We start from the raw sequence: 15,848 nt of genomic DNA, 5'->3' as shown, positions 1-15,848 counted from the left end.
GGGGATCACCTCACGGCCCTGGGGATCACGGCTCCGGGTTCACGGCACGGCCCCGGGGTCCACGGCCCCGGCGTTCACTGCACGGCGCTTCCCGCCTTCCACTCCTGCCAGGTCATGTTCCAGCCGCCGAGGCCGTTGTCGGGGGCCACCGACTTGTCCTTGCTGTTGATCACCTCGACGACGTCGCCGACCAGGCTGCGGTCGAAGAACCAGCCGCCCGGCGCCTCGGGGTTGCCGCCCTTGTCGTCGCGCAGCCCGATGCAGCCGTGGCTGACGTTCTCCTCGCCGAAGACCTCGGTGTCGGCCCAGTAGTTGCCGTGCAGGAAGGTGCCGGAGTCGGTGAGCCGGATGGCGTGCGGCACGTCGGGGATGTCGTACTCGCCGCCGAAGCCGACCGTGCGGCTGTTCATGCGGGTGACCTCGAGCATCTCGGTGATCACCATCTTGCCGTTGTAGGTGGGCGTCTTCTCGGCCCCCGCGGTGATCGGCACGGTGGCGAGCAGCTCGCCGTCGCGGTGCACCCTCATGGTGTGGCGGGAGGCATCGACCACGGAGACCTGGCTGCGGCCGACGGTGAAGGTGAAGGTGCGGTCCTGCAGGCCGTAGACGCCGGGGGCCGCCTCGACGTCCCGCAGGCGCAGCTCGACGGACACCTTGGTGCCGGGCTTCCAGTAGTGCCGGGGGCGGAAGTCGAGCCGCGAGGGGCCGAACCAGTGCGGGCGGATCTCGACGGCCGGGACGGAGCGGACCCGTACGGCGCGTTCCACGGCGGCGCGGTCCCTGATGGCGCGGTTGAACTTCAGGGAGACGATCATCCCGGTGCCGACCGTGGAGCGGTCGTCGGGGGCGACATAGCCGATGAAGCGCTTCCCGGGCACGTGCGTGGTGAACGTGGTGTGGCGGGCGGAGCGGCGCCCTGAGCCGTCCACGGCGACCGCGTCGATCGTGTACTTGGCGGCCAGCGCCAGCCGCTTCTCGTCGGGCGTCCAGCTCAGCCCGTCGGCGGAGACCCGGCCGGGCACCGGCGTCTGCCGGGCGTCCTGCGACTTGACCACCTTCACCGACTCGAGCCGCCCGTCGGGCACCCACACCCGCAGCCGGTCGCCGGGGCGTACGTCCTTGTCGCCGTCCCCAGGCGCCACCCGGATGACGTCCTCGGCGGCCGGTGGCCCGAACGCCCCGCCGACCGGACCGTCCGGGCCGCAGCCGACGGCCCCGGCGAGCAGTCCTGCCCATGTCACTACGGCGGCCAGCGCGGCCCACGCGCGCCGTGCGCGCCCTTGTACGTGCCTCACGCGATGCACAACGACGGGTCTCCTCCCAGGGAAACGTCGCCGTTCCCCCGAAGCGACCAGGCCGCCCCGGGGGAAACGTGAGTGCGAGCCACGCGATGGGCAGAACAGTGGGGAGAACGACGCGCAGGGTGAGCCGCGGCGGAGCCGGGACCATGGCCGCACCCCTGTCCCCCGTCGTTCCACGAGCCGCGGGAGGCTGACAGGTGTCCAGCGCAGCCGAGCAGGAGGCGGTGGCCGGAGAGCGGGCCACCGGGGAGGGACGCCCGGCCGCCGCCGTGAACGGCGCGCGGCCGGGCGTCCCCTTGCCCGCGATCCCCGTGCGGCCGGGGCGGCCGACACCGCTGGGCGCCCGGTTCCGGGTGGGCCCGGACGGGGTGGCGGGGACCAACTTCGCGCTGTGGGCGGGCGGGGCGGAGGGGGTGGAGCTGTGCCTCTTCGACGACCAGGGCAGGGAGAGCCGGGCCCCGCTGACCGAGCTGACCCATGAGATCTGGCACGGCTTCGTGCCGGGCGTGCTGCCCGGGCAGCGCTACGGCTTCCGGGTGCACGGCCGCTGGGACCCGTGGACCGGCGCCCGCTGGAACCCGGCGAAGCTGCTCCTCGACCCGTACGCCCGCGCCGTGGACGGCGACTTCACGCTGCCCGCGGAGGTGTACGGGCACGTCCGGGACTGGCCGGAGCAGCATGTCGCGGACACCGTGCGCGACGACCGGGACTCCGCGCCGTTCGTGCCCAAGGGCGTGGTCGTCCACGATGACGACGACTGGTCCGACGACCGCCGGCCGAAGACGCCGTGGGCGGACTCGGTGATCTACGAGCTGCACGTCAAGGGCTTCACCCAGCGGCACCCCGGCGTACCGCCCGAGCTGCGCGGCACCTACGCGGGCCTGGCGCACCCGGCGGCGATCGAGCATCTGGTGCGGCTCGGGGTGACGGCGGTGGAGCTGCTGCCGGTGCACCAGTTCGCCCACGAGGACCATCTGCTCCGCCGCGGCCTGCGCAACTACTGGGGCTACAACTCCATCGGCTACTTCGCCCCGCACGCCGGCTACGCGGCCACGGGCACCCGGGGGCAGCAGGTCGGCGAGTTCAAGCGGATGGTGCGCGCCCTGCACGCGGCCGGTATCGAGGTCATCCTCGACGTGGTCTACAACCACACCGCCGAGGCCGGCGAGCTGGGGCCCACGCTGTCGCTGAAGGGCATCGACAACCGCGGCTACTACCGTCTCCAGCCGGACGCCCGCCGCTACGCCGACTACACCGGCTGCGGCAACACCCTGCACGTCGTCCAGCCGCAGGTGCTGCGCCTGATCACCGACTCGCTGCGCTACTGGGTGACCGAGATGGGCGTCGACGGCTTCCGCTTCGACCTGGCGGCGGCGCTGGCCCGCTCGATGCACGACGTCGACATGCTCTCCCCGTTCCTCGCGGTGATCGCCCAGGACCCGGTGCTGCGCCGGGTGAAGCTCATCGCCGAGCCCTGGGACATCGGCTCCGGCGGCTACCAGGTGGGCGCCTTCCCGCCGCTGTGGACCGAGTGGAACGACCGCTACCGCGATGCCGTGCGGGACTTCTGGCGGCATGCGCTGCCGGACGTGCGGGAGATGGGCTACCGGCTCTCCGGTTCCAGCGACCTGTACGCCTGGGGCGGGCGGCGCCCCTGGGCCTCGGTCAACTTCGTCACCGCGCACGACGGGTTCACCCTGCGCGACCTGGTCTCCTACGAGCGCAAGCACAACGAGGCCAACGGCGAGGGCAACCGGGACGGCACGGACGACAACCGCTCCTGGAACTGCGGCGCGGAGGGCGAGACCGACGACGAGCGCATCCTGGCGCTGCGCCGCCGCCAGCTGCGCAATCTGCTCAGCACGCTGCTGCTGTCGACGGGCGTGCCGATGCTGGTGGCAGGCGACGAGATGGGCCGCACCCAGCGCGGCAACAACAACGCCTACTGCCAGGACAACGAGCTGGGCTGGGTGGACTGGAGCCTGCTCCAGGAGCCCGCCTGGCGGAACCTGTTCCACCTGGCCTCCCGGCTGATCGCGCTGCGCCACCGGCATCCGGTGCTGCGGCGCCGGGCCTTCTTCTCCGGCCGCGCGCACTCCGCGGACGGGCTGCGCGACCTGGCCTGGTTCACCCCGCAGGGCACCGAGATGACCGAGCAGGACTGGTTCGCGCCCGCCGCCACGCTCGGCATGTACCTCTCGGGCCGCGACATCCCCGGACGCGACGAGCAGGGCGCCCGCATCACCGACGACAGCTTCCTCGCCGTCCTCCACGCCGGGGAGCACCCGGTGACGTTCCGCCTGCCGGGGCCGCCGTGGGCACAGCGGTACGAGCTGGTCGTCGACACGGGGCGGGAGGAGCAGGCGGACGCACCGGGCACCCTGCACGCCGGGGGCACGGACATCACGGTGCCGGGGCGGACGGTTCTCCTGCTGCGCGTGCGGCCCTGAGCCACGCGTCGCCGGCGGGGTCCATGCCGTGCTCCCCGACGCCCGGGTCGGGCACCGGGGGCGGGCACCGCGTGGGCGGGCTGCGGGTCCTGACGGACTGTCGGGTCGCGCGGGCTACGGGTCCTGACGGGCAGTCGGCACGGCCGTCGCGCGGGCTGCGGGTCCCAGGACCGCGGACCGAACACGACCGGGCCAAAACTCGGTGGGAACTGTCAGTGGCGTTCCGTAATCTCGCTGCTGATGGCCACCACGACACCCTCCTCCGCAGTCCGAGACCAACCCGACCCCGAATCCGCCACCGCCGCCCCGGCCGGCAAGGCCGGGGCGGCGCGGGAGCGCTCCACCGTGCGCACCCTGCTGCGCCTGTGGCCGTACGTCCGGCCCGTGCGGATGCGGCTGTTCAGCGCGGCGTTCGTCGCGGTGATCGCGTCCTGCATCGGACTGGTGATCCCGCTGGTCCTGAAGTGGATGGTGGACGGGCCGATCGCCCGCCGGGACCCGGCGGGGGTGTGGCTCGGGGCGCTGTTCCTGCTGCTGCTCGGGCTGACGGAGGCCCTGCTGTTCGGCTTCCGGCGGTGGCTGGTGGCGCGGCCGCTGTCGCATGTCGAGGCGGAGATGCGGGCGGACCTCTACCGGCATCTGCAGCGGCTTCCCGTGGCCTTCCACGACCGCTGGCCGTCGGGGCAGCTGCTGTCGCGGGCCACCACGGATCTGATGCTGCTGCGCATGTTCCTCGCCTTCCCGCTGACGTTCCTGCTGGTCAACGGGGTGACGATCCTGGTCGGCGTGATCATCATGCTGGTGCAGGACTGGGCGCTGGGTCTTGTGGTCCTGGTGCCCGCGGTGCCGTTGCTGATCACCTGCGTGGTCTTCGAGAAGAAGTACTCCGAGGCCTCGCGCGCCGCGCAGGACCAGGTGGGCGACCTGACCACGGTGGTCGAGGAGAGCGTGCTCGGCATCCGCATCATCAAGGGCTTCGGACGGCACCGGAGCCAGGCGAGGGCCTTCAGGCAGCTGGCCGGCCGGCTGCGCGGCATGGAGCTGCGCAAGGCGCGGCTGCTGGCGACGATCCTCGGCGTCATCGTCACCCTGCCGGAGGTGGCGGTCGGGGCGGCGCTGGTGCTCGGGTGCGTGCGGGTGGCGGACGGGCAGCTGTCGGCGGGGACGCTGGTGGCGTTCCTGTCCACGGCGCTGGCGCTGCGCTGGCCCGTCGAATCGATCGGGTTCCTGCTCGCGATGAGCCAGGAGGCGGGCACCGCGACCGAGCGCTACTTCGAGGTGATGGACGCCCGGCCGGAGCCGGCGGTGCGCAAGGCGCCCCCGGCACCCGAGGCACCCCGGGCGCAGGCTTCGTGCAAGGCCCTCGGGACACGGCGCTCCTTCGAGGTCCCGGAGGCACCGCGCCCGGCGGCTGTGCCCGTCCCCTCGGGCCTCCGCTTCGAGAACGTCACCTTCCGCTACCCGGACGCTCCCCCGGACTCCCCTCCCGTGCTGGACCGCGTCGATCTGCACATCCGTCCCGGCGAGTCGCTCGCCCTGGTCGGCGCCACCGGCAGCGGCAAGACGACGCTCACCGCGCTGGTGCCCCGGCTCTACGACGTCACGTCCGGGCGGATCACGCTGGACGGGGTGGACATCGCCGAGATGCCGCGGGAGGAGCTGCGGTCGAAGGTCGCCGTGGCCTTCGAGGACCCGACGCTGTTCTCCGCCACGGTGAAGGAGAACGTGCTGATGGGCGCCCGGGAGGAGGAGCTTCGGCGGGCGCTGGGCGTGGCACAGGCCGACTTCGTATACGGGCTGCCGGACGGGGTGGACACCCAGGTGGGCGAGCAGGGGCTCAGTCTCTCCGGCGGGCAGCGGCAGCGGCTCGCCCTGGCCCGCGCGGTGGCCGGCCGCCCGGACTTCCTGGTGCTGGACGACCCGCTGTCCGCGCTGGACGTGCACACCGAGGCCGCGGTGGAGGCCGCCCTGCGCCGGGTGCTCGCCGACACCACCGCCCTGATCGTCGCCCACCGCCCGTCGACCGTGTTGCTGGCCGACCGGGTGGCGCTGCTGTCCGGCGGCCGGATCGCCGCCGTGGGCACCCATCACGAACTGCTGCACACCAACCCTGAGTACGCGTATCTGATGGCCGCCGACCCGGCGGGGGAGAGGGAGGCCGAGCGATGACGGGGGCCACCACCGCAGCCGCCCCGGACCAGGAGGACAAGGAACCGCCCGCCTCGGGCGACCCGTTCGACCGCGACGTGCTGCCCTCTCCCCCGGGTGCCACCCGGACCCTACTGCGGTCGCTACTGTCGCCGCTGCGCGGCCGGGTGGTGCTCACCGCGGTCCTGCTGCTGCTCCAGCAGGCGGCGGTGCAGGCGGGCCCGCTGCTGGTGGCGTACGCCATCGACCACGCGGTGCCGGCGTTCCGCGCCGACGACCACGGGCCGCTGCTCGCGGTCGCCGTGGGCTTCCTGCTCTGCGCCTCGGCGGCCGGGGCGCTGCAGTACGCGTTCGTCACCGCCTCCGCGCGGGTCAGCCAGGACGTGCTGCTGGATCTGCGGGGGCGCATCTTCCGGCATGCGCAGGCGCTGAGCGTCGACTTCCACGAGCGGTACACCTCGGGCCGGCTCATCTCCCGCTCCACCACCGATGTGGAGGCGCTGCGCGAGCTGCTGGAGGAGGGCCTGCAGGAGCTGGTGACGGTCGTGCTGTCGTGCGTGTACATCTCGGTGCTGCTGCTCTGGCTGGACCTCGGTCTCGGCGCGGTCGCCGTCGCCTCGTTCCTCCCGCTGTACGCCATGGTGCGCTCCTACCAGCGCCGGGCGCGCCGGGTGTACCGCAGGCGCTCCACGGCGATGGCGGCGGTGATCGTGAAGTTCGTGGAGACGATGAACGGCATCCGGCCGGTGCGCGCCTTCCGCCGGGAGGCCGCCAACGACGCCGCCTTCCGGGTGCTGAACCGGCGGCACGAGCGCTCCAACGGCGATGCGCTGCTGGAGATGGCCCGCTATGTGGTCGGCTCCCGGGTGATCGCGAACACCACGGTGGCGCTGGTGGTGCTGTGGGGTGCCTACCGGGTCGCCACCGGATCGCTGGCGCTGGGTGTGCTGGCGGCGGCGGTGCTGTATCTGCGCCGGCTCTACGACCCGATCGACCGGCTCGGCATGTTCCTCAACTCCTACCAGTCGGCGGCGGCCTCGCTGGAGAAGATCGCCGGGCTGCTGGCGCAGACGCCGGGCGTGCCCGAGCCCGCGGCGCCGCGCGAGCTGCCTCCGCGGCGGTCCGGACAGCCGGGGCGGACGGTGGTCTTCGACTCGGTGCGGTTCGCCTACCGCACGGGCGGCGAGGTGCTGCCCCGCTTCGATCTGACCCTGGAGGCCGGGCAGACCGTCGCCGTGGTGGGTTCCACCGGCGCGGGCAAGTCGACGCTGGCCAAGCTGCTCGCCCGGTTCTACGACCCGACCGAGGGGCGGGTGCTGCTGGACGGCGTCGATCTGCGCGATCTGGCCGTGCCGGAACTGCGGCGCGGGGTGGTGATGGTGACGCAGGAGGCGTTCCTGTTCTCCGGCACGGTCGCCGAGAACATCGCCCTCGGCCGCCCGGACGCCACCCGTGAGCAGATCGAGCGGGCCGCCAAGGAGATCGGCGCGCACGACTTCATCGCCGCCCTGCCCGACGGCTACGACACCGATGTGCGCAAGCGGGGCGGCCGCATCTCGGCCGGTCAGCGCCAACTGGTGTCGTTCGCGCGGGCGTTGCTCGCCGACCCGGCGGTGCTGATCCTGGACGAGGCGACCAGCTCGCTGGACATCCCCGGGGAGCGGGCGGTGCAGCGGGCGATGGCCACGGTGCTGGAGGGCCGCACGGCGGTCGTCATCGCCCACCGCCTGTCGACGGTGGAGATCGCCGACCGGGTGCTGGTGATGGAGCACGGCCGCATCGTCGAGGACGGCACCCCGGCCGACCTGATCGCGGGCACGGGCCGCTTCGCCGACCTGCACCGCGCCTGGCGGGACAGCCTGACCTGAGGGCGGCGGCGGGAGCGGCGCCCGGCCGGCGGCCGGCGTCTTCAGTGAACGGTGTCCGGCCGCTCACTGAAGACGCCGGGGCTGGTCCGCATAGCGAACGCGCATTCCCGGACAACGAACCGTTTCCGGCCAATCTTCTGACGCGCTCCTGACAAGACACCTGATCGCCTGTCACTCTGCCCACGGCCGCTGCACAGCAACCCCACAGCGTGACGTCCGCACCGCGCTGTGCCGCCGCCAGAGCTCCCGCACAGCAGCACGTGGTTCCACGGAACCGCCCTGTTCTGCCCGGACGGCTCATTCGCCGGCCGGTCTCCCCAGGCCGCGTGATCCGCGGTCGTGCAGAAGGAGTCAGTGTTGAGAAGCGAGTCCTCCCACAGACGCACCCCCCACACCACCCACCGCCGCGCCGCCGCGGTCGCCCTGGCCGGGGTCGCCGCGCTGATCGCCACGGCGGTGCAGTCCGGCAGCGCCACCGCCGCACCCGAGGCACCCCCGGCCGCGAGCGCCGCGAATCCCGGCGCCGAGTCGGTCCGGCTCACCCCCGCCCAGCGCGCCGAACTCATCCGCGAGGCCAACGCCACCCGGGCCGAGACCGCCGAGGACCTCGGTCTCGGCGCCAAGGAGAAGCTCGTCGTCCGTGACGTCCTCAAGGACCGCGACGGCACCGTGCACGTCCGCTACGAGCGCACCTACGACGGGCTGCCCGTCCTCGGCGGCGACCTGATCGTCCAGGGCGACAAGGCCGGCGAGGCCGACAAGGTCGTCAAGGCCACCCACGCCGCGCTCGAGCCCGCCACCACCGCCGCCAAGGTGCCGGCCGCCAAGGCCGAGCAGCAGGCCCTGTCCGCCGCCGAGGCCGACGACGCCAAGGGCGCCGAGGTCGACCGCGCCCCGCGCAAGGTGATCTGGGCGGCCGACGGCAAGCCGGTCGTCGCCTACGAGACGGTCGTCGGCGGATTCCAGCACGACGGCACCCCGCAGGAGCTGCACGTCGTCACGGACGCCACCACCGGCGAGAAACTGCACGAGTGGCAGGCCGTGCAGACCGGCACCGGCCACACCGTCTACAGCGGCACCGTCGACCTGACCACCACCCGGTCGGGCTCGACGTACAACCTCACCGACGGGGCGCGCGGCAACCACAAGACCTACAACCTCAACCGCGGCTCCTCCGGCACCGGAACCCTGTTCTCCGGCCCCGACGACGTCTGGGGCGACGGCACCCCGCAGAACGCCGAGTCGGCCGGCGCCGACGCCCACTACGGGGCGGCGCTGACCTGGGACTACTACAAGAACGTGCACGGGCGCAGCGGCATCCGCGGCGACGGCGTCGGCGCCTACTCGCGCGTCCACTACGGCAACAACTACGTCAACGCCTTCTGGTCGGACAGCTGCTTCTGCATGACCTACGGCGACGGCTCCGGCAACGTCAACCCGCTCACCTCGATCGACGTCGCCGGGCACGAGATGACCCACGGCCTGACCTCGGCCACCGCCCGCCTGATCTACAGCGGCGAGTCGGGCGGTCTCAACGAGGCGACCAGCGACATCTTCGGCTCCACGGTCGAGTTCTACGCCAACAACTCCGAGGACGTCGGTGACTACCTCATCGGCGAGGAGATCGACATCAACGGCAACGGCACGCCGCTGCGCTACATGGACAAGCCGAGCAAGGACGGCCGGTCCAAGGACTACTGGTACTCCGGCATCGGCAGCATCGACGTGCACTACTCGTCCGGGCCGGCCAACCACTTCTTCTACCTGCTGAGCGAGGGCAGCGGCACCAAGACCATCAACGGTGTCACCTACGACTCGCCCACCTCCGACGGCCTGCCGGTCACCGGCATCGGCCGCGCCAAGGCGGAGAAGATCTGGTTCCGCGCGCTGACCACCAAGTTCACCTCGACCACCAACTACGCGGGCGCCCGCACCGGCACCCTCGCGGCGGCCGGTGAGCTGTACGGCACGGACAGCGCCGAGTACAAGGCCGTGGCCCACGCCTGGGCCGGCGTCAACGTGGGCTCCCGCCCCGGTGACGGCAACGGTGGCGGCACCTCGTTCGAGAACTCCGACGACGTGGCGATCCCGGACCGGGGCGCCGCCGTCTCCTCCTCGATCACCGTCTCCGGCCGGTCGGGCAACGCCCCGTCGAACCTCCAGGTGGGCGTGAAGATCGTGCACACCTACATCGGCGACCTCCGGGTGCAGCTGGTCGGTCCCAGCGGCACGGTGTACACGCTGAAGGACTACGGCACCGGCGGCAGCGCGGACGACATCGACACCACGTACACGGTGAACGCGTCCTCCGAGACCGCCAACGGCGTCTGGCAGCTGCGGGTGCAGGACAACTATGCCCGCGACACCGGCTACATCGACAGCTGGAAGCTCACCTTCCCGTGAGCGGGACCTGTGAGCCCGTGACCGGGCCCCGTGGCCGGTAGCCGTGCCCCCGCCTTCCACCGAGGCGGGGGCACCGCTTTAGGCTTGGGTCGCATGTCTGTTGCGGACTTCACCTACGACCACGTCGGCGCGACCCGGGAAGCGGGGTTCTGCCCTCCGGGCTTCCACCCGATGCACGTCCGCACCCGGCTCGGTGAGGGCGAGGAGGTGTTCCGCCGGGCCACCGAGGCACTGCTCACCTGGGAACTCCACCGGGAACTCGGCGTAGGGGTGGACGCCGCCGCCGACCGCGCCGCGCCCGGTGTCGATGTCACGATCACCCTCGCCGGTGTGGTGAAGGCGCCCTGCCGGGTCGTCTGGACGCTGGAGGAGCACCGTAAGGCGGGCTGGGCGTACGGCACGCTGGCCGGGCACCCGGAGTGCGGGGAGGAGTCCTTCGTGGTGGACCGCACGGGTGACGGCACGGTCTGGCTGACCGTGGAGGCGTTCAGCAAACCCGCCCGCTGGTACACCCGCGCGGGCGGCCCGGCCACCCGCGCCTTCCAGGCCGCCTACGCCCGCCGCTGCGGCAGAGCCCTCCGCCGCCTGGCCACCGCCGGCCTCGAGGACTGAGCCCCGGGACCGGCGCGCTGCTCACCGTTCACCCGCTCACCGCATCAGCAGTCCCCCGCCGTCCGTGACGTCCTCCGCCGGGACCGCGACCAGGCCCAGCTCCGCGCCGGAGGCGAGCAGGGGGTGGGCGGGCAGGATGCGCACCGTGTAGCCGAAGGGACCGGTGCGGTCCAGGGCGAGCGGGCCCTCGTAGACCCAGCGGCCGTCCTGGTCCGGGGCCCCCGCGGGTTTCAGCGGCACGGGGGTGCCGTCGGTGATGCGGTCCTCCTCGTCCACCCGGCCCGCCACCGCCTGCACCTCCACGTCGTCCGGTCCGAGCGCGCCGAGCCCGACCCGCACCCGCAGCGCCAGGGTGGAGCCCAGCTCCGCGGTGGGCGGGGTCGCCGAGGTCTCCACATGGTCGACGGTCACGCCGTGCCAGGCGGAGCGCACCCGCGCCTTCCAGTGGGCCAGCTGCCGCGCCGAGTCGGGGTCCATGGCGCGGTGGGCGCGCGCGGCCGGCGCGTACAGCCGCTCCACGTACTCGCGGACCATGCGGCCCGCCAGCACCTTCGGCCCGAGCAGGCTCAGCGTCCGGCGCACCATCTCGATCCACCGGTCGGGCAGCCCGCTCTCCCCGCGCTCGTAGAACCGGGGCGTGATCCGCTGCTCCAGCAGGTCGTACAGCGCCGCCGACTCTATGTCGTCGCGCCGGTCGGGGTCGGTGCCGGCGCCGTCGGCGGTGGGGATGGCCCAGCCGAAGTCGGGCTGGTACCACTCGTCCCACCAGCCGTCCAGCACGGACAGGTTGAGGCAGCCGTTGAGCGCGGCCTTCATCCCGCTGGTGCCGCACGCCTCCAGCGGGCGCAGCGGGTTGTTGAGCCAGATGTCGCAGCCGGGGTACAGCTTCTGCGCCATCGCCATGCCGTAGTCGGGCAGGAAGACGATGCGGTGGCGCACCCGCGGGTCGTCGGCGAACCGGACCAGCTCCTGGATCAGCCGCTTGCCGCTGTCGTCGGCCGGGTGCGCCTTGCCCGCGACCACGATCTGCACCGGCCGCTCCGGGTGCAGCAGCAGGTCCATCAGCCGGTCCTTGTCGCGCAGCATCAGCGTCAGCCGCTTGTACGACGGCACACGCCGGGCGAAGCCGATGGTCAGCACGTCGGGGTCGAGGACGCGGTCGATCCAGCCCAGCTCGGCGCTGTGCGCTCCGCGCTGCCGCCAGGAGGCCCGCAACCGCTCGCGCACCTCCATCACCAGCAGCTCGCGCAGGTTGCGGCGCAGGTCCCAGATGTCCTGGTCGGGGATGCCGGCGACGGAGTCCCAGCGGTCGGAGTCGCCGAGGCTCAACGCCTCCTCGGCGCGCTCGGGTCCGATCTGCCGGGCGCCGAGCCGGAACACCTCGGGCGCCATCCAGGTGGCCGCGTGCACCCCGTTGGTGACGGAGGTGATGGGCACCTCCTCCGGGTCGAACCCGGGCCAGAGCCCGGCGAACATCTCCCGGCTGACCTGGCCGTGCAGCAGGGAGACGCCATTGGCGCGCTGCGCCAGGCGCAGGCCCATCACGGCCATGTTGAACAGGTTGGGCTCGCCGCCGGGGTAGGTCTCCATGCCCAGCCGGAGGATGCGGTCGACCTCCAGGTGCGGCAGCTCGGCACCGGGGCCGAAGTGGCGGGCGACCAGCTCGCGGTCGAAGCGGTCGATGCCGGCCGGGACGGGGGTGTGCGTGGTGAACACGGTGCCCGCCCGGACCGCCTCGAGCGCGGAGTCGAAGTCCAGCCCCCGGGCGCGCAGTTCGGCGATGCGTTCCAGGCCGAGGAAGCCGGCGTGACCCTCGTTGGTGTGGAACACCTCCGGTTCGGGGTGCCCGGTGAGCCGGCAGTAGGTGCGCACCGCCCGGACCCCTCCTATGCCGAGCAGCATCTCCTGCAGCAGCCGGTGCTCGCTGCCGCCGCCGTAGAGCCGGTCGGTCACCTGGCGTTCACCGAGGTCGTTCTCCTCGACGTCGGAGTCGAGCAGCAGCAGCGGCACCCGGCCGACCTGGGCGACCCAGATCCGGGCGTGCAGCAGCCGGCCGCCGGGCAGGGCGAGCGGCACCTGGGCGGGGCTGCCGCCGGGCTCCTCGAGCTGGACCAGGGGCAGCTCGTGCGGGTCGAGCACCGGGTAGTGCTCCTGCTGCCAGCCGTCGCGGGACAGCGACTGGCGGAAGTAGCCGTGCCGGTAGAGCAGGCCGACGCCGATGAGCGGGACGCCGAGGTCGCTGGCGGCCTTGAGGTGGTCACCGGCCAGGATGCCGAGGCCGCCGGAGTACTGCGGCAGGGCCGCGGTGATGCCGAACTCCGGAGAGAAGTAGGCGATCGCCTCCGGCAGCCGGCCGGTCTGGGCCTGGTACCAGCGGTCGCCGGTCATGTAGGCGTCGAGGTCGGCCACGACCGCGTCGAGACGGTCGAGGAAGGAGCGGTCCTCGGCCAGTTCGGCGAGGCGGGCGGGGGGCACGCTGCCCAGCAGCCGTACCGGGTCGCACCCGGCGGCCGCCCAGCGTCCGGGGTCGACGGACTCGAACAGGTCCCGGGTGCCGGCGTGCCAGGACCAGCGCAGATTGCGGGCCAGGTCGCTCAAGGGCCGGAGGGGGTCGGGGAGAACGGGTCGGACGGTGAATCGACGGATCGCCTTCACATTCCACCTCGGCGCGTTCGCTGGAAGGACGCGGTGTGTGCCGCGCCGTCGAGTCGACGGTACCGGGGGAGGTACCCCCCTCGCCGGGCGCTCGGCCCGCATGCCGTCATTCGCCCTGAACGGCCTACGACGGACCCATCCGGATATGGCCGATTCCGCCCGCATGGGCGTTCTTGTGGCACCCGGCCGCCCGCGAGAGTCTGCCCACGGAGGTGTCCGAGGGGAGCGGGGGCACGGCGGACACCCCCTGGCGGTGTACCGGCCCGCGATGCCGGCATGGGGCGCTCACCGGGGCCGTACGCCCGAGTCGAGGAGGGGAACTCGGACCATGGCACGGACGCGAACGGGGCGTCTGCGCCGGGTGGGAAGCTTCACGGCGGCGCTGACCGCCGCGGCGGTCGCGGCCGCCGCCCTGCCCGCGCACGCCGCACCCGAGCAGGGACGGATTCTCGGCGCCGACGCACCGGGCTCGGTGACCGGCAGCTATCTGGTGACGCTGAAGGAGGGGGCGGGGGCCCGCTCGGCGACGGCACAGGAGCTGGCCGAGCGCTACGGGGCGAGAATCAGCCACACCTACGGCACGGTGCTCAACGGCTTCGCGATCCGGGCCGACGCCGCCGCGGCCGGGCGGCTCGCGGCCGACCCGCGGGTGGCCTCGGTGGCGCAGGACAGCCGGGTGGCGCTGGAGCACACCCGGGCCGACCCGCCGAACTGGGGCCTGGACCGGGTGGACCAGCCGGGCCTGCCGCTGGACCGTCGCTGCACCTGGCCCGAGTCCGCGGGCGCGGGCGTCACGGTGTATGTGATCGACACCGGCGTCCGGACCTCGCACCGGGAGCTCGCGGGCCGGGCGGTGCACGGCTGGGACTTCGTGCAGAACGACCGGACCGCCCAGGACGCCAACGGTCACGGCACCCATGTCGCCGGCATCGTCGCAGGCCGCAGTCACGGCGTGGCCAGGAAGGCGAGGGTCGTCTCGGTGCGGGTCCTGGACGGCGACGGCGCGGGCACCACCGCGCAGGTGCTGGCGGGCATCGACTGGGTGACCCGGCACGCGGAGAAGCCCGCCGTGGCCAACCTCAGCCTGGGCGGCCCGTACAACGCCCAGCTCAACGCGGCCGTGCGCGCCTCGATCGCCTCCGGCGTCACCTACACGGTCGCCGCGGGCAACGACGGGCGTCCGGCGGCGCTGTACTCCCCGGCGAGCGTGCGGCAGGCGATCACGGTCGGCGCGACGGACCGGCGGGACAAGAAACCGGCCTTTTCCAACACCGGTTCGGCCGTCGATCTCTTCGCGCCCGGAGTGGCGATCACCTCGGCCTCCGCCGCGAGCGACCGGGCCCGGGCCACGTATTCGGGCACCTCGACGGCGGCGCCGCACGCCGCGGGGGCGGCGGCCCTGTACCTCGCCGACCACCGGCGGGCCTCTCCGGCCCAGGTGGCGAAGGCACTGGTGAAGCAGGCCGCGCGGGGCAAGGTGAAGGGCCGGGGACTCGGCTCGCCCGACCGGCTGCTGCAGGTGCCGCCCTCGTAGCGGGGCCCGTATGCGGCCCGTACGTGTACGGGGCGGCGGACGCCGCGCGGGGCGCCGGGCGTGCGCCGGAGCGGGCGCTCACCGGGACCGGCTTCGCCCTTTCCGGACGAGGCCGGTCTTGTGTGTCGACATACGCGTGAGTAGTTAACAAAGTGCCGGATTGCCCACCCGATGAGGGTGGGAAGGCTCCTGCGGGTACACACCTCTGCAAGACACGCAGGACCCACCTCCCCACAGTCATCCGCCCACCCTCGTTGACGCGGACAGGAGCGGTCATGCCCGCCAAGCACCACTCGTCACCCCCGCCCTCCGGCCGCAGAGCCCCTTCCCGGCGCGGCACCGCGGATCCTGCCGCCGCGCGCCCGGCCGACGCCGGTCCCCCGCCCTCGCCGGAGCCCGTGGCCGCGGCACCCGCCACCTCGGTGGGGCGGATACCCGTCCTGGACGTGCGCCCGATGGTCCGCGAGGGCCGCCGGCCCGCCAAGGCGGTCCCGGGCGAGACGTTCCAGATCTCGGCCACCGTGTTCCGCGAGGGACATGACGCGGTGGCCGCGAATGTGGTCCTGACCGACCCCGAGGGGCGGCCGGGGCCGTTCACGCCGATGCGTGAGCTGGCGCCGGGCACCGACCGGTGGGGCGCCGAGGTCACTCCCGACGCCACCGGCCTGTGGACGTACCACGTGGAGGCCTGGGGCGATCCGGTCACCACCTGGCGCCACCATGCGCAGATCAAGATCCCGGCCGGTATCGACACGGAGGTGGTGCTGGAGGAGGGCGCCCGGCTGTACGAGCGGGCGGCCGCCGGGGTGCCCGGCTCCGGCGAGCGGAAGGTGCTGCTCGAGGCGGTGGAGGCGCTGCGCGGCGAGGCCCGTCCGGC

The 15,848-nt window shown here is 73.1% G+C and carries 9 protein-coding genes; 7 read left to right on the top strand and 2 right to left on the bottom strand.

Annotated features, from left to right (window positions below):
- Positions 1-74 precede the first annotated feature (74 nt).
- Positions 75-1,295 carry a L,D-transpeptidase gene (locus HCJ93_RS28485; RefSeq protein WP_167998718.1) on the bottom strand — a complete coding sequence of 407 codons (1,221 nt, stop codon included), beginning with the start codon at positions 1,293-1,295 and terminating at the stop codon, positions 75-77.
- 203 nt (positions 1,296-1,498) lie between these two features.
- Between HCJ93_RS28485 and glgX the strand changes: the two genes are divergently transcribed.
- From glgX to HCJ93_RS28460, 5 genes are all read left to right on the top strand, one after another.
- Entirely contained in the window at positions 1,499-3,751 is a 2,253-nt protein-coding gene (gene glgX / locus HCJ93_RS28480; protein ID WP_167998717.1) for a glycogen debranching protein GlgX, read from the top strand.
- 240 nt (positions 3,752-3,991) lie between these two features.
- Positions 3,992-5,920 (top strand): ABC transporter ATP-binding protein, encoded by a 1,929-nt coding sequence (locus HCJ93_RS28475; RefSeq protein ID WP_167998716.1) that lies wholly within the window; start codon positions 3,992-3,994, stop codon positions 5,918-5,920.
- Positions 5,917-7,767 carry an ABC transporter ATP-binding protein gene (locus HCJ93_RS28470; RefSeq protein ID WP_167998715.1) on the top strand — a complete coding sequence of 617 codons (1,851 nt, stop codon included), beginning with the start codon at positions 5,917-5,919 and terminating at the stop codon, positions 7,765-7,767. The genes HCJ93_RS28475 and HCJ93_RS28470 overlap by 4 nt, the downstream gene beginning before the upstream one ends.
- Positions 7,768-8,124: 357 nt before the next feature.
- Positions 8,125-10,170: a M4 family metallopeptidase gene (locus HCJ93_RS28465; RefSeq protein ID WP_167998714.1), complete on the top strand. Its 2,046-nt coding sequence runs from the start codon at positions 8,125-8,127 to the stop codon at positions 10,168-10,170.
- Between the two features lie 93 nt (positions 10,171-10,263).
- A complete protein-coding gene (locus HCJ93_RS28460) occupies positions 10,264-10,782 on the top strand; it encodes a DUF1990 domain-containing protein (RefSeq protein ID WP_167998713.1) in 519 nt (172 codons plus the stop codon).
- A 36-nt stretch (positions 10,783-10,818) separates the two neighbouring features.
- On the opposite strand, the gene HCJ93_RS28455 is transcribed toward HCJ93_RS28460, so the two are convergent.
- Positions 10,819-13,437 carry a glycosyltransferase family 1 protein gene (locus tag HCJ93_RS28455; protein WP_167998712.1) on the bottom strand — a complete coding sequence of 873 codons (2,619 nt, stop codon included), beginning with the start codon at positions 13,435-13,437 and terminating at the stop codon, positions 10,819-10,821.
- A 328-nt stretch (positions 13,438-13,765) separates the two neighbouring features.
- Between HCJ93_RS28455 and HCJ93_RS28450 the strand changes: the two genes are divergently transcribed.
- Positions 13,766-14,971, top strand: coding sequence for a S8 family peptidase (locus HCJ93_RS28450; protein ID WP_167998711.1), 1,206 nt, complete (start codon positions 13,766-13,768; stop codon positions 14,969-14,971).
- A gap of 275 nt (positions 14,972-15,246) precedes the next feature.
- Positions 15,247-15,848 (top strand): maltotransferase domain-containing protein (locus HCJ93_RS28445; RefSeq protein ID WP_167998710.1); only part of this gene is annotated, 602 nt, incomplete at its 3' end.

The sequence above is a fragment of the Streptomyces composti genome (genome assembly GCF_012034205.1).
Classification (GTDB): Bacteria; Actinomycetota; Actinomycetes; order Streptomycetales; family Streptomycetaceae; genus Streptomyces; species Streptomyces composti.
This window is presented reverse-complemented; position numbering and strand designations above follow the sequence as displayed.